Genomic DNA, 18,610 nt, shown 5'->3' with positions numbered 1-18,610 from the left:
TCACCAGGCGATCTCCATGAGCGTGGTGTTCAGACCGGAGCCCACGCCGAGGCACAGCACGCGCGCCCCGGGCTCCAGCCGCTCGGCCTCGAGGGCCAGGGTCATGGGCAGCGCGGCGGCGGCCACGTTGCCCCAGTAGGGGAACGTGAGGGGCACCTTGGCGGCGTCGATGCCCATGTCCTCGATGAGCTTGTTGGTGTGGGAGTTGGACACCTGGTGGGTGACGTAGGAGTCCATGTCCCGCCAGTCCCAGCCGTCGCGCTCCGCGTCCAGCCAGGCCTCCACCACGAGGCCCACACCGTGGTTGAGCAGCCCGGTGGCGTCCGTGAACATCCCGTCCCCGCCGCCGATGCACAGCCGGCTGAACTCCGTGCCGGCACGGGTCACGGAACCCACGATCCGGTGGCCGTCCGGGTGGCGGTCCGCGGGACCCACCACGGCGGCCGCGGCACCGCAGCCCAGGGTCAGGGTGGCGAACTCCTGGACCACCTGCTCGCGGGTGATGTCGTCCTCGCGCAGCCGGGCGATCGCGGCCTCGTGCCACGGGGAGGGGTCTTCGCCCGCCACCACGAGCGCGTACTCGATGGCACCGGCGTCGATCATCGAGGACGCCACGGTGAGGGCGTTGACGAAGCCCAGGCACGCGTTGGTCATGTCGAAGTTCAGGGCGGAGCTGGGAAGGCCCAGGCGCTCGTGGATGCCCACGGCCACCGCGGGCTCGTAGTTGTCGCGGGTCACCGAGGCGTTGATGAACAGCCCAATCTGCTCGGGCCGGATCCCGGACTGCTCCAGTGCCGCCTGCCCGGCCTCGGTGGCGCCGTCCGTGAAGTGGCGGCCGGGTGCCCAGCCGCGGCGCTCCTTGATGCCCGCAAGGCGCTCCAGAAGCCCCTTGGGAAGCCGCAGCCGCTTGAACGTGTGGGCCAACTCCTCATCGAACCGGGTGGAGGGGATCACCACGTCCGCTTCCGTCCTGGTCACCGACAGGACGGCGGCGTTTCGGTTTCTGATGGTGGAGTTACCGGTCAATGTGGCGCTTTCGATCAGACGCCACCCGTACCGTCAAGGAATCGATCGTGTGATGGACCTCGGCGCTCGGGTGAACAAGCGGGCTGGACCGGCCCAGTCTAGCGGCCCAATCTGACAGCACCATCAGCGCCCCGCGCCCGCCGCCGCGCTCCCGGGCCGGTGCGCCACCCGCACCGCGCCACCCGTTTCCGGACCGGGGTCGCGGACCGGTCGCCGGGTAGACTCAGGGGTCACCCCCGCCGACCACAGGAGTTCCCCCGCGTGCACTTAAAGACCCTCACCGTGCGTGGTTTCAAGTCCTTCGCCTCCGCCACCACGTTCCACTTCGAACCGGGTGTCACGGCCGTGGTGGGCCCCAACGGCTCCGGCAAGTCCAACGTGGTGGACGCCCTCGCGTGGGTCATGGGGGAGCAGGGGGCCAAGTCCCTGCGCGGCGGCAAGATGGAGGACGTCATCTTCGCGGGCACCTCCGCCCGCTCCGCTCTGGGCCGCGCGCACGTGTCCCTGACCATCGACAACGCCGACGGCGCCCTGCCGATCGAGTACTCCGAGGTCACCATCTCGCGCACCCTGTTCCGCTCGGGCGGCTCCGAGTACGCGATCAACGGCCGTTCGTGCCGCCTGCTGGACATCCAGGAGCTGCTCTCGGACTCGGGGCTGGGCCGCGAGATGCACGTGATCGTGGGCCAGGGCCAGCTGGACCGGATCCTGCAGGCCACCCCGGAGGACCGCCGCGGGTTCATCGAGGAGGCCTCCGGGATCCTCAAGCACCGCCGCCGCAAGGAGAAGACCCTCCGCAAGCTGGAGTCGGTGCAGACCAACCTGGACCGGCTGGAGGACCTGACCGGCGAGATCGAGCGCCAGCTCACGCCGCTGGGGCGCCAGGCCCGCACGGCCCGGAAGGCCCAGCGCATCCAGTACGACGTGCGGGACGCCCGCGCCCGGCTGCTCGCGGACGACGTCGTGGCGGCCCGCGCGGGGATGGAGGCGGACGAGGGCGCCGGAGCGGCCGCGCGGGAGCGCCGTGACGAGCTGGAGAGGACCACGGCGGAGCTCGCCCGTCGGCTGCAGGAGACGGAGGCGGCCGCCGCCCGCACCGCTCCGGCACTGAACGAGGCGCGCACGAGCTGGTACGAGCTGAGCACGGTGCGGGACAGCTACCGGGCCCTGGCCACCCTGGCCCAGGAGCGGCGTCGGCTGCTGGGCAGCACCGAGGAGGCCCCCGCGCAGGGACGGGACGCGGACGCCCTGGAGGAGCAGGCCGCGCGCACCCGTGCGGAGGCAGAACAGCTGGCCGAGCGGGTCACCGAGGCCCAAAAGGGCTTGGAACGCGCCCAGCAGTCCCGTGCCGAGGCCGAGGACGCGGCGCGGGCCGCCGAGAAGCGCTCGGCGGAGCTCGTGCGGCAGGCCGCGGACCGGCGCGCGGGCCAGGCGCGGCTCGCGGCCGCCGTGACCGCGGCGCGTTCCGGGGTGGGCTCGGCCGAGGCGGACGTGGACCGCGTGCGCCGGGAGATCTCGGACGTGGTGGAGCGCGCGGAGCGGGCCCGTCTGGAGACCTCCTCCCTGCAGGAGGCCGCCGAGAGCGCGACGGCCCGGGCCGAGCAGGCCGCCGAGCGCGCCCGTGACACCGAGGAGAGGGCAGACGCCGCCCGCGCGCTGTCCCGCGCGGCGGACACCCGGCGGCAGGAGACCGCGAGCGAGCTGCACACCCACACAGTGCGGGTGGACACCCTTCGGCAGTCCCTGCGCCAGCCGGACGGCTCCGCCTCCGTGGCGGACGTGGTGCCCGTGCTCGGGGACGTCCCCCGCTCCGTGCGCGTGGCCCCCGGATGGGAGCGCGCGGTGGCCGCCGCACTGGGGCCGTGGTCCGACGCGCTCGCGGTGGCCTCCCACACGGGCGCCGCACGGATCCTCGCCCACCTCGCTGATGCCGGTTCCGGGCGGGTGCACCTGCTGGTCGCCGACGAGGCCCACGCGTCCGAGCCCCCGGAGCTCCCGCTGCCCGAGGGCTGCGTTCTCGCGCGGGAGGTGCTGTCCGCCGCGGTGACGGACGACGCCGCGGCCGCGGACCGTGTGCTGGCCGCCGTGCGTGCCGAGCTGGCCACCACGGTCCTGGTCCCGGACGCCTCCGCCGCACTCACCGTGCTCGACGCCGCCCGCGCCCTCGGCAGCGCGGGTCGCGGCGTGCGCGTGGTCACCCGGGACGGGGACGTCTACGGCGGGCACCGCGTGCAGGGCGGCGCCACGGAGGCGGCGGGCAACCTCGAGATCATGGCGCTGCTCGACCAGGCCGAGGCGGAGACTGCCGCTCTGGAGACGGCGGCGCGGCGCGCCGCGGAGGCCGCCCGGAGTGCCGAGCAGGACAGCGCGGCCGCCGTCCAGGAGGCGCGCGAGGCCACCCGGGACCTGCAGCGTGCGCAGAAGGACGCCGCCGCGGCAGGTGCGGCGTCGAGCAGGGCGGAGGCCACGGCATCGTCGGCGGACTCCGAGCTGGCGCGGCGCCGGGAGGTGCTCACGACCGCCGAGGAACGGCTCGCCCGGCGCGCCGTCGAGCTGGACGAGGCGCTGCGGCGCGCGGAGGCCGTGGAGACCGGCGACGAGGAGAGCCTGGAACGCGAGCAGCTCGAGGCCGCCGCCGAGCGCAACCGGGCCGAGGCGCGGGCCAAGGCGGCCCGGGAGGCCGAGACGCAGGCGCGGCTCGCGCTGCGCGGGCTCCAGGAGCAGCACCGTCACATCGTGTCCCGGGCGGAGGCCCAGGCACGTGCCGCGCGCTCCGAGCGCGCGGCACGCGCGGAAGCGGCCCGGCGTGCCGAGCGGCGCCGGGTGCAGGCCGCGGTGGCGCGTGCCGTCGAGACCGCCGCCGCGCACTTTCGGGAGTCCGCGGAGGCATCGGCCAGGGAGGCCGCTGCTGAGCGGGACGAGATCGAGACGCGCCGCGCCGGGCTGGACGAGGCCGCCCAGCGGCTGCGCACCGAGCGTGACCGCGTGGGGGCGGAGCTCGCCGAGCTCACGGAGAAGCTGCACCGCGCGGAGCTGGACCTCGCGCAGCGCCGCGCCAGGCTGGAGGGGCTGGAGGCCACCGCTCTCGAGGAGCTCGGGATGACGCCAGACTTCCTGGTGGACCACTACGGTCCCCACCTGCCGGTCCCGGACGCGGACGCCGCGATCGGGGCCGCCCAGACCGCGGAGGAGTCCGGCGGCTCCGTGCAGCTCGCCCTGCCGAGCATGACCGATCCCGGCACCCCGTTCCGCCGCGAGGAGCAGGAGACCCGTCTGCAGCGGGCCCAGAAGCAGCTCAAGGCCCTGGGAAAGGTGAACCCGCTCGCACTCGAGGAGTTCGCGGCTCTCGAGGAGCGGCACAAGTTCCTGGTCACCCAGCTGGAGGACGTCAAGAACTCGCGCACGGACCTGCGCAACATCATCCGCCAGGTGGACCAGCACGTGGAGGAGGTGTTCGCGGAGGCCTACCGGGACACCGCCGAGCAGTTCGTGTCCGTGTTCGCCACCCTGTTCCCCGGGGGTGAGGGGCGGCTGCGCCTCACGGACCCGGACGACCTGCTCAACTCCGGCGTGGAGGTGGAGGCGCGCCCCGCGGGAAAGCAGATCAAGCGGCTGTCCCTGCTCTCGGGCGGAGAGCGCTCGCTGACCGCACTGGCGCTGCTGGTGGCCATCTTCAAGGCCCGGCCGTCCCCGTTCTACGTGATGGACGAGGTGGAGGCCGCCCTGGACGACCGCAACCTGGGCCGGCTGCTCACCATCTTCGAGCAGCTCAAGGAGAGCTCGCAGCTGATCATCGTGACCCACCAGAAGCGCACCATGGAGATCGCGGACGCCCTCTACGGGGTGTCCATGCGCGGGGACGGGGTGAGCCTGGTGGTGGGTCAGCAGCTCTCGGAGCTGCGCTAGTCGGTCCCCGCGGACGACGCCGCCCGGTCGCCCTGGCGGCCATCACGTCAGCCGTCTGTGGTCGGGGCTTCGGTGACGGCCCGTGCGCGACGGATGAGGGCCGCGCCGCGACGCAGAACTTCGTTCTCCACGAAGAACTCCGGGGGTTTCTCGTACCACCCCAGATCGTCCCGGGCCAGCGCCACGATGCCGCACCCGGTCGGAGAGGCGGTGAGCACGAGGTCCACGGCGAGTGGCAACGCCTCCCAGCCCTTCATCGACCCCGCACCCCGCCACCGGAAGGTCTCGTCGGAGCCCGTGGCGATGTGCAACGCCGACTCCGTGGCGACCGTCCGGAACTCCGGGGCGACGAACTCCGTCCGCAGCCGCTCGATCACGGCCCCGGGTGCCAGGGGAGACGCCCAGCGGGCCTCCGTGACAATCCGCTCGTGCTGCGGACGGGCACGGGAAACGCGGGGAAGCCACCAGTGGCGGAGGAGGACCCAGACACCCGGCAGGACGACCGCAAGAAGTCCGAACAGCATCGGGGTGGTGAGGATGCCCCGGTTGCGCAGCTCCTTCAGGACACCGTTCAGCACCAGGGTGACGACGAACATCACGAGGAAGCGGATCAGCGCACTGTGGCGCGGGGACGGTTTCCCCGACCTCGTCATCTGCCGTCCGTCCCGCCTGGACGGGGTCGGCGCGCCTCTGACAGGGCGGTCTCCGGCAGCGTCTCCCGCACCGGCAGCCACGCGAGTGCGGCGAGCAGCATGAGCGCCCCGGACACACCGAAGGCCCAGCCGAAGCCTGCGGCGTCCGCCAGCGCACCGGCAATGACCGGGCCCGCAATCTGGCCGGCGTCCGCGCACATCTGATACCGGGAGAGCACCTTGCCGCCCGCCCGGTCCGGGCCGATCACGTCCGCCACCGCCGCCTGCTGGCCGGGGTTCAGCGTTCCGGAGCCCACACCGGAGAGCAGGGACAGCACCGCGAACGCCACCACGGAGGTGCTGAAGCCCACGCCGATGGTCGCGAGCCCGCACACCACCAGACCCGTGAGCACCAGGGGTTTGCGGCCGAGCCGGTCGGTCAGGCGCCCCGTGACCGTGAGCGCCGCGGCGTTGCCCACCGCGAACAGTGCGAGGGCCAGTCCGGCCACGGCGGGCCCCTCGCCCACCACCTGGGCCGCGAGCAGCGGTACGAGTGCCACGCGCACGCCCATGGCCGTCCACCCCGTGGAGAAGCTGGAGGCGAGCGCGGCACGGTAGGCGCCGGCGTCGAGCGCGTCGCGGACCCGCATGGGTGGCTGGGCGGCACCGGTCCGCTTGGCCCCGAGGGTCTCGTCCCTGAGCCGCAGCCACACCACGAGCACCGCCACGACCAGGGCGCCCGCGTAGATCAGGAACGGTGCGTGCATTCCCAGCCCGGCCAGGAAGCCGCCGAGCACCGGGCCCAGGATCCCGCCCAGCAGGAACGCCGTGGCGTAGTAGCCGGACACCCGCCCGCGCATGTGCCGCGGGGCGAGCCGCACGATCAGGCCCATGGCGGAGACCGTGAACATGGTGGAGCCGATCCCGCCGAGCCCCCGGAACACGAGCAGCTGCCAGTAGGTCTGCGCGAACGCGGTGGCCGCGGAGGACAGGGCCACCACGATCAGCCCGATCAGATAGGTGGGGCGCTCGCCGATCCGGTTGACCACCGCACCGCTCGCGGGCGCGAACACGAGCCGGCACAGGGCGAAGGCGCTGATCACCGCGGAGGACGCCGCCACACCCACCCCGAAGCTCGCGGCGAACTGCGGAAGCACCGGGGCCACGAGGCCGTAGCCCAGGGCGATCACGAAGGCCGCCGCGATCAGGACCTTGATGGGCTCGGGGACCTTCTGCACCGTGGGCGCGGCGGGCGCGGAGGCGTCCGGTGCCGGGGCGTCAGAACCCGGGGCGTGCGGGAGGGGAGAAGGGCCCGGGAGGTGCCGTGCGGCGTCGTCGTTGGAAGAGCCGGAGGAGCCGGGAGAGCGGGGCGTGGGGTGGGACACGCCTGGCAGTTTATGGGAGATTAGACGGGTGATGACTCCTGAACTGATGTGGATCGTGATTGCCGCCGCGGTGGTGGTGCTGCTCGTGGTGTTCGGCGTGCTGCTGCTGCGCAAACCCAAGGCCCCGAAGGGCGGGTACCAGGGCACCCGGGACCTTGACGACGTCCCGGGTCTGGACGAGGGCGAGGTGGTCGAGGACCGCCCCGTCAGCACCCTGGAGCGCCCGGAGTCCGCGCGCGGTCGGCTGGCGCGTCTTCGCGGTCGGCTCGCGAAGTCCAACAACGTTCTCGGCAAGGGACTGCTCGTGCTGCTCTCGCGGGAGCGCATCGACCAGGACACGTGGGACGAGATCGAGGACACGCTGCTCATGGCGGACCTCGGCACGGACGCGTCCCTGGAGCTCGTGGAGAACCTCAAGAAGCGCGTCCGCGTGGACGGCACCAAGGACCCCGCGGAGCTGAAGACCATGCTGCGCGAGGAGATGCTCGCGCTCGTGGACCCCACCCTGGACCGTTCCCTGCGCACCGAGTCCGCTCCCGGCAAGCCCGCTGTGGTGCTCGTGGTGGGCGTCAACGGCGTGGGCAAGACCACCACCGTGGGCAAGCTGGCCCGCGTGCTCGTGGCCGAGGACAAGGACGTCATGCTCGGCGCTGCGGACACCTTCCGCGCCGCCGCCGCGGACCAGCTCGAGACCTGGGGTGCCCGCGTGGGCGTGCCCACGGTGCGCTCCGAGCAGGAGGGCGCGGACCCCGCCTCCGTGGCGTACGACGCCGTGCAGGCCGGGATCGAGCAGGAGTCGGACGTCGTGCTCGTGGACACCGCCGGCCGGCTGCAGAACAAGGCCGGACTGATGGACCAGCTCGGCAAGGTCAAGCGCGTGATCGAGAAGCCCGCCGCCGTGGACGAGGTGCTGCTCGTCATCGACGCGACCACCGGCCAGAACGGCATGACCCAGGCACGGGTCTTCGCCGAGGCCGTGGACATCACCGGCATCGTGCTCACCAAGCTGGACGGCACCGCCAAGGGCGGCATCGTGGTGGCCATCCAGCGCGGGCTCGGCGTGCCCGTCAAGCTCATCGGCCTGGGGGAGGGCCCGGACGACCTCGCCCCGTTCAACGCCGAGCAGTTCGTGGACGCGATCATCGACTGACGCGCTCTACCCGTCCGCGGACCACGACGGCGCCCGCTCCCTTCCCGGGGCGGGCGCCGTTCCCGTTCCGCCGGGTGACGCGCGCGAGCGTTTACGCGCCCGCAACATCACCGGGTGAGCTGAAACACAACCGTTACGCCCCGGCGAACCCGTCGGTAACACGGGAGCCGTTGACTGGTCCCCGGAAGCGCAAAGGATGTGCTCGCACGAGACAGGGACGAGGTGATCCGGGTGGAACTAACCGCCGGACACGTGTGGATGGTGGTGGCAGCGGGGCTCGTGTTCTTCATGACCCCGGGGCTCGCACTGTTCTACGGAGGCATGACCCGGGCCAAGGGCGTGCTGAACATGATGATGATGAGCTTCGCGGCCCTCGGCGTGGTGGGGGTCGTGTGGGTGCTGTGGGGAGCCTCGATGCTCAGCGGTGACCCCGTGCTGGGTGGGCTCACGGCCAACCCGTTCGCGCACGTGGGGCTGCAGGGTCTCCTCGGCACGGAGGACCTGCTCGCCTCGGACTTCTCCGTGACGTTCGCCATCATCACGGTGGCGCTGATCTCCGGCGCGATCGCGGACCGCACGCGCTTCGGCACGTGGGTGGTGTTCACGCTCGTGTGGGTCACCCTGGTCTACTTCCCCCTGGCCTACATGGTGTGGGGGGACGGCCTGTTCTCCGAGGAGGGCGCCCTGGGGCGGATCTTCGGTGAGCCCATCGACTTCGCGGGAGGCCTGGCCGTGCACATCAATGCGGGCATCGCGGCCCTCGTGCTCATCCTGCTGATCGGCGCTCGCCGCGGCTTCGGCCGGGACTCCGGGCAGCGCCCCCACAACCTGCCCCTGGTGATGCTGGGATCGGCCATCCTGTGGTTCGGCTGGTTCGGCTTCAACGCGGGTGCCGCCACCACCGTGGAGCAGGCCGCGCTGATCTGGACCAACACGCTGGTGGCCCCGGCCGCCGCCATGCTGGCCTGGCTGCTCACCGAACGGGTCCGGGACGGCCACGCGACGTCGCTCGGGGCGGCCTCGGGCGTCGTCGCCGGTCTGGTGGCGATCACCCCGGCGTGCGCGAACGTGACCCCCCTGGGTGCGATCGGGCTCTCGGCCGTGGCCGGGGTGCTCTCGGCGCTCGCTGTGGGGTTCAAGTACCGGATCGGGCTGGACGACTCCCTGGACGTGTGCGGCGTGCACCTGGTCTCGGGCATCGTGGGCACGGTGGCGCTGGGATTCCTGGCGATCCCCTCCGAGGGACGCGCGGGCCTGTTCCACGGCGGCGGCTGGGGCCTCATGGGCTCGCAGCTCGCGGCCACGGTGTTCGTGGCCCTCTACACGGGCGTGCTCACGCTGCTGATCGGACTGGTGCTCAAGGCCACCATGGGGCTGCGCATCACGCGCCGTGACGAGATCATCGGCGTGGACCTCACGCAGCACGCGGAGTCCGCGTACTCGCTCAAGGACGAGGCCACCGGCTCGTTCGCCGGCCACGGCACCCACCGCCCACTGCCCGGCACCGCCGAGGCTCCCGTCCCCGTGAAAGGAAGCAACTCGTGAAACTCGTCACCGCAGTGGTGCGCCCCGAGAAGTTCAGTGACGTCAAGGACGCCCTGGAGAGCTACGGGGTGCAGGGGATGACCGTGCTCACCGTGCACGGCTACGGCCGGCAGCGCGGGCACCGGGAGGTGTACCGGGGCGCGCAGTACTCCGTGGACCTGCTGGAGAAGGTCCGCATCGAGACGGTCGTGGAGGACGCCGAGGCCCAGGAGATCGTCACGGTGGTCGTCGGTGCCGCCCGCACCGGTGAACCCGGGGACGGCAAGGTGTGGGTCACCCCCGTGGAGCACGCGGTGCGCGTGAGCACCGGGGAGCGGGACGACGTCGCGCTCTGAGCCCCGCGCGCAACGCACCGGAGCCCGGCCCCGCACCCGCGGAGCCGGGTTCCGTGCGCGTTCGCGGTGCCCCCGGGTGCGGCAACGCTTGCTAACCTGGGACACCGAATCATCCGTCGTCCGAGGAAAGCAGCGACCTCCCCGTGTTCAATTCACTGTCCGACCGGCTCACAGCAACGTTCAAGAACCTGCGCGGCAAGGGCAGGCTCTCTGAGGCGGACATCGACGCCACCGTGCGGGAGATCCGCCGCGCCCTGCTCGAGGCGGACGTGGCCGTGCCCGTGGTGCGGGAGTTCACCGCGGTCATCAAGGAGCGCGCGCTCGGCGCGGAGGTCTCCGAGGCGCTGAACCCCGGCCAGCAGGTCGTGAAGATCGTCAACGAGGAGCTGCAGAACGTCCTCGGTGGCGAGACCCGCCGGATCAACCTGGCCAAGTCCGGTCCCACCGTGATCATGCTCGCGGGCCTGCAGGGTGCCGGCAAGACCACCCTGGCCGGCAAGCTGGGCAAGTGGCTCACGGACCAGGGGCACAAGCCCGTGCTCGTGGCCTCCGACCTGCAGCGCCCCAACGCGGTGACCCAGCTGAAGGTCGTGGGGGAGCGCGCGGGCGTGCCCGTGTTCGCCCCGGAGCCCGGCGCCACCTCGGAGTTCGACGACCCCACGGGTGACCCCGTGAAGGTGGCCCGGGACGGTGTGGACTTCGCCCGCTCCAAGCTCTACGACGTGGTGATCGTGGACACCGCCGGCCGTCTGGGCATCGACCAGGCGCTGATGAACCAGGCGCGGGACATCCGCGACGCCGTGGACCCGGACGAGGTCCTGTTCGTGATCGACGCGATGATCGGTCAGGACGCCGTCAACACCGCCAAGGCCTTCGACGAGGGCGTGGACTTCACCGGCGTGGTGCTCTCCAAGCTGGACGGCGACGCCCGCGGCGGTGCGGCGCTGTCCGTGCGCGCGGTGACCGGCAAGCCCATCATGTTCGCGTCCACGGGCGAGGGCGTGCGGGACTTCGAGCAGTTCCACCCGGACCGCATGGCCTCCCGCATCCTGGACATGGGTGACGTCCTCACGCTCATCGAGCAGGCCGAGCGGCAGTGGGACAAGACCGAGGCCGAGCGCATGGCCAAGAAGTTCACCGACCAGGAGGACTTCACGTTCGAGGACTTCCTGGCGCAGATGCAGCAGCTGCGCAAGATGGGCTCCATGAAGAAGATGCTCTCCATGATGCCCGGCGCCGCCGGCATGCGGGAGCAACTGGAGAACTTCGACGAGCGGGAGATCGACCGCGTGGAGGCCATCGTGCGCTCCATGACGCCGCACGAGCGCGTGGCCCCCAAGATCATCAACGGCTCCCGCCGCGCGCGCATCGCCCGCGGCTCGGGCGTCACGGTTTCCGAGGTCAACCAGCTCATGGAGCGCTTCGCCCAGGCCCAGAAGATGATGAAGCGTCTGGCCTCCGGGCAGGGCGTCCCCGGCATGCCCGGAGGGATCCCCGGCATGGGCCGCGGCGGTGCCGCCAAGAAGGGCAAGGCCAAGAAGAAGGGCTCGCGCTCTGGCAACCCGGCCAAGCGCGCGCAGGAGCAGGCGGCCCTCGCGTCCGGGAAGAAACCGGCCGCCACGGGCAGCGCGTTCGGCGGGCAGGGCAAGGACCTGGACGCCGAGTCGCTCAACCTGCCCAAGGGCTTCGAGAAGTTCCTCGGAAAGTAGGCATCCATGGGTTCATACCTCCCCGACGACGAGCTGCGCGAGTTCATCGCCACGCTGCCCACCCGGCGGCTGGCCTCCGCCGCGGTCATCCGTGACGAGCACGGCCGGGTGCTCGCGGTGGAACCCAACTACAAGGACGGCTGGACCCTGCCCGGCGGCACCGTGGAGGCGGGGGAGGACCCGCGCACCGGGTGCTTCCGCGAGGTGGTCGAGGAGGTCGGACTGCACCTTCCCGAGGGTCGGCTGATCGCCGTGAGCCACGGCGTGGCCATGGGCATGTGGGGGGACTCGGTCTCGTTCCTCTACGACGGCGGCACCATCCCGTCCGACACCCCGATCACCGTGCAGGAGGAGGAGCTGCTCTCCTACCGCTGGGTGGCACCCGAGGACCTGGAGACGGTCATGCCCGCCGGGATGGCCGAGCACCTGCGGGCCGCCATCGAGGCCCTCGAGGCCGGCACCGTGGTGGAGCGCGTGATGCACGGGGGTTCCCGCTCATGACCGAGCGGCCCGCACCGCGCACCGTGGTGCTCGTGCGCGCGGACGCTCCCGAGCTCCCGTTCGTGGCGTCCGCCCTCGGCATCGGTTTCACCGCCGTCTCACGGGACGGCTGGTCCGCGGTGCTGCTTCCGGAGGGTGCGGAGCCTGCTGCGCTGGCCGCCGCGGGGGATCCGCGCAGCATCGCCGTGCGCCTGGACTCGGACGGCAGCTCACGCGCGCTGCGTGTCTACCCGCCCGTGGCCTCGCTCGATGCCCGTCGAGACTGGTACGCCCAGTTCGCGGAGCTCGAGGAGTCCACCACGCTGCGCTGGCCCGCCGTCCAGGAGGACTCCGTGGCAGAGCTGCTGGCAGGCGCGCGTGACGCCTCAGGACCGGACGAGACCCCCGAGGCCCGTGGCACGGACGGCGACGCCGCGGCGTCGGCTCCCGGGGACAACCTCACGGCCGCGGCCAGCATTGCGTCCCTGTGCGACCTCGATCCCGCCCAGACGGCACGGCTGGAGAACTACGCCCGCACCCCGAGCTCGGCCCTTCTGCTGGAGTCCGTGCTGCAGCTGCTCGGGCTGCCCGCGGTCGCCGCGAAGATCGTGGAGGGCCAGCGGGAGGTCTCGGAGCTGGACGGCGTCACCCACCACGAGCCCCGTCCCGCGGCGCTGTCCGTGCTGGACGCCGCGAGCGTCGAGCCCAGCGGCTCGGACGTGCTCTCCCGCCTCCAGCGGGCCTACGTCCGCCGACCGGGACTGCTGCTCGCCCTGGGTGGCGCGGAAGCCGCGCTCGGAGCGGGGCTGGCCGGTCTGGCCGCTCGGGGAGGACGCGGTGCCAGGGTGCTCGGCTCGGCCTCCGCACTCATGCTGTCCGACGCCGCCCTGCAGGCCGCGCTGTGGGCGTCCGTCCGCTCGCGCAGGAAGCGCTGAGCGCTCCGTCACCCCACTCGTGTCCCGCCACCGCGTGCGCCGCCCGGTTTGACAGCTGTGGCACAATGGACGGGTACTCGAACCGTGCGGACCCTCTCACCGCGCGTGACTTCGTGTCCACAGGAAACCCACGTGCTGCCCGCCCCACGGGCCGGCGTGTGCGGTGACCGATTCCATTCGAAACAGGAGTAACCACACAAGTGGCAGTCAAGATTCGTCTCAAGCGTATGGGCAAGATCCGCGATCCCCGCTACCGCGTGGTCGTCGTCGATTCCCGCAAGAAGCGCGACGGTCGCGTGATCGAGGAGGTCGGCGTGTACCAGCCGACCGAGAACCCCTCGTACATCAACCTGGTGTCCGATCGCGTGCAGTACTGGCTCGGTGTGGGCGCGCAGCCTTCCGAGGCCGTGCTCGCTCTCATGAAGATCACCGGCGACTGGCAGAAGTTCAAGGGCCTGCCGGGTGCCGAGGGCACGCTGAAGCAGCCCGAGGGCAAGACCCCGTTCGTCGCCCCGGACAACGGCTCCGTGATCATTCCCGAGGCCATCACCCCCAAGGCTGAGAAGGCCGAGGAGGCACCCGCCGAGGACGCCGCTCCCGCAGAGGACGACGCCGAGAAGGCAGAGTGAGCATGCTCGCGGAAGCCCTGGAGCACCTGGTCCGTGGCATCGTGGACAACCCCGAGGATGTCTCGGTGCGTTCCCGCGACAACCGCCGCGGCGAGACGCTCGAGGTGCGCGTGCACCCGGATGATCTGGGTCGCGTGATCGGACGCTCGGGACGCACGGCCAAGGCCCTGCGCACCGTCGTCTCGGCACTGGCTTCCGGCGAGAGCGTCCGCGTGGACGTGGTCGACACCGACCGCCGCCGCTGAGCGGACGCACCACTCGTCACGGCCCCCGTTCCCTCCCGAGGGGAACGGGGGCCGTGTGCATACCGGCTGCGGTCCCCGGACACGGACCGTGCAGCACTCAGCAGGACGTCCCTGGAGGAGAAGACATGAGCGTTCGGGTGGCCCGGATCGGCAAGCCGCACGGTGTGCGGGGGGAAGTGACCGTGGAGCTGTTCACGGATGATCCGCAGTCGCGCTTCGCGCCGGGCTCGGTGCTGAGCGTCCAGCAGGCCCGCGGTGGCCGGCGGGGTCAGGGCACCGACCGCCCCGAGCCCCTGCGGGTCGAGAGCCTGACCGTGGGCGGGCACCGCTGGAACAAGGACGTCCTCGTGGCCCGGTTCGACGAGATCCGCGACCGCAACGCCGCCGAGGCCGCCCGCGGTCTGGAGCTCTACGCGGAGGTCGCGGACCTTCCGCTGGAGGACGACGAGTGGCACCAGGACGACCTCCTGGGCCTCGTGGCCGTGGACCTCACCCGCGACGAGGCGCGGATCGGCACCGTCAAGGCCCTGATCCAGGGCAGTGCCCAGGACCTGCTGGAGATCACCCCGGAGAAGGGCGGTCGTGCCGTTCTCATCCCGTTCGTCGAGGAGATCGTCCCGGAGGTGGACCTGGAGCGCGGACTGGTCCTCGTGACCCCGCCCCCCGGTCTGCTCGAGCTCGGCGAGGACGACTGAACCGTGCGCATCGACGTCCTGAGCATCTTCCCCGAGTACCTGGAGCCCCTGAAGCTCTCCCTGATCGGCAAGGCCGTGACCGACGGCCTGCTGAGCCTGCAGGTCACCGACCCCCGCGAGTTCGCCACGGACCGGCACCGCACCGTGGACGACACCCCCTACGGCGGCGGCGCGGGCATGGTCATGAAGCCCGAGCCGTGGGCGCAGGCCCTCGAGACCGTGGTGCGGGCGGGTGCGGGAGCCGGCCGTGCGGCGTCGTCGCGCCCTGTGCTGGTCGTGCCGTCCCCGGCGGGGGAGGTGTTCACCCAGGAGGTGGCGTACGAGCTGGCCGAGGAGGAGCACCTGGTCTTCGCGTGCGGGCGCTACGAGGGGATCGACGAGCGCTTCATCGACTGGGCGCGGGACGAGGTGCGGGTGCGCCCCCTGAGCCTGGGTGACTACGTGCTCAACGGGGGAGAGGTTGCCGTGCTCGCGATGGTCGAGGCCGTGACCCGGTTGATCCCGGGCGTGATCGGCAACCCGGAGTCCCTGGCGGAGGAGTCGCACACCGGCGGGCTGCTGGAGTACCCGGTGTACACCAAGCCCGCGCAGTGGCGCGAGCGCACCGTGCCGGACACGCTGCTGTCCGGGCACCACGGGCGGATCGCGCGCTGGCGGCGCGACCAGCAGCTCGTGCGCACCGCCCGGCGCCGCCCCGACATGGTGCTGGCCCTGGACCCCGCCACGCTCGATCGCGCGGACCTCGCGGTGCTGGCCGAGGAGGGGTTCACCGTGGTCGGTGGGCAGTGGCGGCGCTGCGATCGGACCACGCCGCAGGGCGCGCCGGAGGACCCGTCCGATATGGCATAATGGTGGGCTGTGTGTGCGTCGGGCACGCCCCTGCCGCAGGGGGGAGAGCGACCAACGGCGCACCGCCCGGGACGGCCACTTCACGTCCTGTCCCGGTACCTGGAGCACGTCCACCCCGCGGGGTGGCGCGCGAACCACACGTGAGAGACCTGCGGCGATCACGAGGAGTCACATCATGAACATTCTTGATCAGCTTGATGCCAAGTCCCTGCGCGACGACGTCCCCGACTTCCGTCCCGGCGACACCCTGAACGTGCACGTGAACATCGTGGAGGGCAACCGCTCCCGTGTCCAGGTATTCAAGGGCTTCGTCATGGGCCGTCAGGGCTCCGGCGTGCGCGAGACCTTCACGGTCCGCAAGGTCAGCTTCGGTGTGGGCGTGGAGCGTACCTTCCCGGTGCACTCCCCGATCATCGACAAGATCGAGCTCGTGAGCCGCGGCGACGTCCGTCGCGCCAAGCTGTACTACATGCGCGATCGTCACGGCAAGGCTGCTCGCATCCGCGAGAAGCGCGAGTCGAGCGCCTCGAGCAAGTAGGACTCACCGGGTGCCTGAGCACACGGAACACGCGGAGGACCCGGCAGCTGCCGGGTCCTCTGCCGTGAGACGGCCCGTTTCCACCCGGCGCTGGTGGCTGCGCGTGATTGCCGCCGCCCTCGCGACCGCGCTCGTGGTCACGGTGCTCGTGCGCGGGTTCGTGCTGGACGTGTACTGGGTGGGCTCCGACTCCATGGAGCCCACGCTGGAGGGCGGGGACCGGGTCCTCGTCAACAAGCTCGTGTCCGAGGAGGACATCCAGCGGGGAGACCTCGTGGTCTTCGACGGCCGGGGGTCCCTGGATCCCCTGCACTCCACCGACCCGTGGTACGAGCAGGCGGTGGACACCGTGGGCCAGTGGCTCGGTCTCACCGGATCGGACACCATCTACGTCAAGCGCGTGATCGCGGTGGCCGGTGACACCGTCTCCTGCTGCACCGCCGAGGGACTGCTCACGGTCAACGGTCAGCCCCAGCACGAGGACTACGTCTACCCTGGTGATGCACCGTCGGACATCCCGTTCACGGTGCAGGTCCCCCCGGGACGGGTGTGGCTCATGGGCGACCACCGCAGCGTGTCGGTGGACTCCCGCTCGCTTCTCGGTGCCCCCGGCGGTGGCCTGATCCGCACGGAGCGCATCGTGGGCACGGCCGAGAGAGTGGTGTGGCCGCTGGACCGGGCCCGCTCCCTCGAGGAGTGAACCGCATCCGCACGGGGTCGGTGAGGGCGGCAGTGCCTCCTGACGCCTTGCACCCGGAACCGTCAGAACGCAGAGAAGGACAGTGCAGTGGCTGAGCAGCACGACGCCGGCGCGAACGGCGCCCACCCCCAGGACGACGCCGCCCAGCCCACGCGGCGCGGCAGCGGCGGCAGCGCCGCGAAGAGGTCACCGGGATGGAACGCGGTCCGGGAGATCCTGATCGTCATGGCGCTCGCCGTGGTCATCGCCTTCGTGGTCAAGACCTTCCTGGTGCGCGGCTACTACATCCCCTCGGGCTCCATGGAGCAGACCCTCGAGCTGGACGACCGCATCTTCGTCAACGTCATCGGGGCCAAGACCGGGCACATCGACCGCGGGGACATCGTGGTCTTCGACGACACCCAGGGCTGGCTGCCCGAAGCCCCCGAGACTCGCACCGGGCCCGTCCGCGAGGGCCTCGAGTTCGTCGGTCTGCTGCCGGACAGCAGCCAGCAGGCCCTGGTGAAGCGCGTGATCGGCGTGGGCGGCGACCACGTGACGTGCTGCGACGCCTCCGGCAAGGTGTCCGTCAACGGCCAGCCGCTCGACGAGCCCTACATCTACCCCGGAGCCGCACCCTCCGACTTCGCCTTCGACGTCACCGTTCCCGAGGGCAAGGTCTTCGTGATGGGCGACCACCGCAACGCCTCGGCGGACTCGCGCTTCCACATCGAGACCGGCACGCAGTTCGTGAGCGAGGAGGACATCGTGGGCACCGCCTTCGTGATCGCCTGGCCGCTGGACAGGTTCCAGTTCCTCCACAACCCCGAGGAGACCTTCCAGGACGTCCCTGCGGCCGGCGGGCAGTGAGCGCCGCGCGCGCCACCCCGGTCACCACTCTCGACGTGGAGGTGTCGCTCGCGCAGCGCGGGGCACGCTTCGTGGCCGGGATGGACGAGGTGGGCCGCGGCGCGCTGGCGGGTCCGGCGAGCGTGGGGGTCGTGGTGCTGGACGTCCCATCCCTGTTCGTGGGCACCCCGGCGGCGGGTGCCTCCCAGGGTGAGCGGGCGCCGTCGACGCCGGACGGTCCGGGACCGCACGCACCGCGCCCCTGGGAGGGGGTGCGGGACTCCAAGGCCCTCAGCCCCGCACGCCGCGCAGCCCTGGCGCCCACGATCGGCGCGTGGGCCGCGGCAACGGCCGTCGGCCACGCGCAACCGCGGGAGATCGACGAGCTGGGCATCAACGCCGCGCTGCGGCTCGCCGGTCTGCGCGCCCTGGACGCGGTGCAAGGTGCGGGTGTGCCCGTGGACGCGCTGATCCTGGACGGTTCGTACAACTGGCTGGACGCGCCCGCGGTGCTGGGCCAGGCCGAGGACCCGGTCGAGCTGCCTGCCGTGGTGCACACGCTGGTCAAGGCGGACGCGCAGTGCGTGAGCGTGGCCGCCGCGTCCATCCTGGCGAAGGTCGAGCGCGACGCCCTCATGGGGGAGCTGCACCGGGAGCACCCGGACTACGACTGGGCGTCCAACAAGGGATACGGCAGCGCTGCCCACCGTGCCGCGCTCGCGGAACGGGGCACCACCGACCACCACCGGCTGAGCTGGAACCTGGGCGCGGGGTAGGTCGCGGTGAGTGCGCTGCGGAACTCCGGCCGGCGTTTGCGTGGCGGGCTCCGCGGCGGTGTTGGTCCGGCGGGCTCCGCGGCGGGGCAACGGTTACGGCCTGGGTGCACGCGGCTCCGGGACAGGCAGTGCTGAGCGGGCCGGTCGGGCGGTCGATTGGCCCGGCCGGCCGGTCCGGGGAGCAAGGGCGTGCCCCGCGGCTCGGCGAGCTCCTCGCCCTGGCTGCCCCACCCGCCCTCCACAGCCG

The 18,610-nt window shown here is 71.9% G+C and carries 18 protein-coding genes; 15 read left to right on the top strand and 3 right to left on the bottom strand.

Translation table 11 applies throughout. The annotated features are described in order from the left end of the window. Positions 1–1,026 (bottom strand): 3-oxoacyl-ACP synthase III, encoded by a 1,026-nt coding sequence (locus AABM36_RS09160; RefSeq protein ID WP_102613693.1) that lies wholly within the window; start codon positions 1,024–1,026, stop codon positions 1–3. 261 nt (positions 1,027–1,287) lie between these two features. Here AABM36_RS09160 and smc point away from each other — a divergent pair, with 261 nt between their 5' ends. Beyond that, a complete protein-coding gene (gene smc / locus AABM36_RS09155; RefSeq protein ID WP_259901635.1) occupies positions 1,288–4,932 on the top strand; it encodes a chromosome segregation protein SMC in 3,645 nt (1,214 codons plus the stop codon). Between the two features lie 47 nt (positions 4,933–4,979). On the opposite strand, the gene AABM36_RS09150 is transcribed toward smc, so the two are convergent. Together AABM36_RS09150 and AABM36_RS09145 are read right to left on the bottom strand one after the other, a co-directional pair. Next, positions 4,980–5,585, bottom strand: a complete 606-nt coding sequence (locus AABM36_RS09150; protein ID WP_019308964.1) for a hypothetical protein — start codon at positions 5,583–5,585, stop codon at positions 4,980–4,982. After that, entirely contained in the window at positions 5,582–6,949 is a 1,368-nt protein-coding gene (locus AABM36_RS09145) for an MFS transporter (RefSeq protein ID WP_019308965.1), read from the bottom strand. The genes AABM36_RS09150 and AABM36_RS09145 overlap by 4 nt, the downstream gene beginning before the upstream one ends. Before the next feature lie 31 nt (positions 6,950–6,980). Here AABM36_RS09145 and ftsY point away from each other — a divergent pair, with 31 nt between their 5' ends. The 14 genes from ftsY to AABM36_RS09075 all read left to right on the top strand — a co-directional run bounded on the left by ftsY (position 6,981) and on the right by AABM36_RS09075 (position 18,363). Continuing rightward, positions 6,981–8,099, top strand: a complete 1,119-nt coding sequence (gene ftsY, locus AABM36_RS09140) for a signal recognition particle-docking protein FtsY (protein ID WP_423445927.1) — start codon at positions 6,981–6,983, stop codon at positions 8,097–8,099. A 231-nt stretch (positions 8,100–8,330) separates the two neighbouring features. Next, complete coding sequence (locus AABM36_RS09135) at positions 8,331–9,644, top strand: ammonium transporter (RefSeq protein WP_423445925.1); 1,314 nt, start codon at positions 8,331–8,333, stop codon at positions 9,642–9,644. Then, positions 9,641–9,979 (top strand): P-II family nitrogen regulator, encoded by a 339-nt coding sequence (locus tag AABM36_RS09130; protein ID WP_423445923.1) that lies wholly within the window; start codon positions 9,641–9,643, stop codon positions 9,977–9,979. Before AABM36_RS09135 ends, AABM36_RS09130 begins: the two co-directional genes overlap by 4 nt. Before the next feature lie 143 nt (positions 9,980–10,122). Then, the gene (gene ffh / locus AABM36_RS09125) at positions 10,123–11,688 is read left to right on the top strand and encodes a signal recognition particle protein (RefSeq protein ID WP_423445921.1); all 1,566 of its coding nucleotides are present in this window, start codon (positions 10,123–10,125) and stop codon (positions 11,686–11,688) included. A 6-nt stretch (positions 11,689–11,694) separates the two neighbouring features. Then, positions 11,695–12,189, top strand: coding sequence for an NUDIX hydrolase (locus AABM36_RS09120; RefSeq protein ID WP_191872745.1), 495 nt, complete (start codon positions 11,695–11,697; stop codon positions 12,187–12,189). Next, the gene (locus AABM36_RS09115; protein ID WP_423445919.1) at positions 12,186–13,103 is read left to right on the top strand and encodes a hypothetical protein; all 918 of its coding nucleotides are present in this window, start codon (positions 12,186–12,188) and stop codon (positions 13,101–13,103) included. The genes AABM36_RS09120 and AABM36_RS09115 overlap by 4 nt, the downstream gene beginning before the upstream one ends. Before the next feature lie 200 nt (positions 13,104–13,303). Then, a complete protein-coding gene (gene rpsP, locus AABM36_RS09110; protein WP_019308972.1) occupies positions 13,304–13,732 on the top strand; it encodes a 30S ribosomal protein S16 in 429 nt (142 codons plus the stop codon). 2 nt (positions 13,733–13,734) lie between these two features. After that, positions 13,735–13,977 carry an RNA-binding protein gene (locus AABM36_RS09105; protein ID WP_029603087.1) on the top strand — a complete coding sequence of 81 codons (243 nt, stop codon included), beginning with the start codon at positions 13,735–13,737 and terminating at the stop codon, positions 13,975–13,977. A gap of 125 nt (positions 13,978–14,102) precedes the next feature. After that, positions 14,103–14,672: a ribosome maturation factor RimM gene (gene rimM / locus AABM36_RS09100; protein ID WP_423445917.1), complete on the top strand. Its 570-nt coding sequence runs from the start codon at positions 14,103–14,105 to the stop codon at positions 14,670–14,672. A 3-nt stretch (positions 14,673–14,675) separates the two neighbouring features. Continuing rightward, complete coding sequence (gene trmD, locus AABM36_RS09095) at positions 14,676–15,521, top strand: tRNA (guanosine(37)-N1)-methyltransferase TrmD (RefSeq protein ID WP_423445915.1); 846 nt, start codon at positions 14,676–14,678, stop codon at positions 15,519–15,521. A 175-nt stretch (positions 15,522–15,696) separates the two neighbouring features. Next, the gene (gene rplS / locus AABM36_RS09090) at positions 15,697–16,059 is read left to right on the top strand and encodes a 50S ribosomal protein L19 (protein ID WP_012398134.1); all 363 of its coding nucleotides are present in this window, start codon (positions 15,697–15,699) and stop codon (positions 16,057–16,059) included. Between the two features lie 64 nt (positions 16,060–16,123). Further along, positions 16,124–16,759: a signal peptidase I gene (lepB, locus tag AABM36_RS09085; protein WP_223110341.1), complete on the top strand. Its 636-nt coding sequence runs from the start codon at positions 16,124–16,126 to the stop codon at positions 16,757–16,759. Positions 16,760–16,846: 87 nt separating this feature from the next. After that, entirely contained in the window at positions 16,847–17,608 is a 762-nt protein-coding gene (gene lepB / locus AABM36_RS09080; protein ID WP_423445913.1) for a signal peptidase I, read from the top strand. Then, positions 17,605–18,363: a ribonuclease HII gene (locus AABM36_RS09075; RefSeq protein WP_423445911.1), complete on the top strand. Its 759-nt coding sequence runs from the start codon at positions 17,605–17,607 to the stop codon at positions 18,361–18,363. The genes lepB (AABM36_RS09080) and AABM36_RS09075 overlap by 4 nt, the downstream gene beginning before the upstream one ends. Positions 18,364–18,610 lie beyond the last annotated feature (247 nt).

This window comes from Kocuria sp. KSNUG, from assembly GCF_049532735.1.
In the GTDB taxonomy this organism is placed as follows: domain Bacteria; phylum Actinomycetota; class Actinomycetes; order Actinomycetales; family Micrococcaceae; genus Kocuria; species Kocuria rhizophila.
This window is presented reverse-complemented; position numbering and strand designations above follow the sequence as displayed.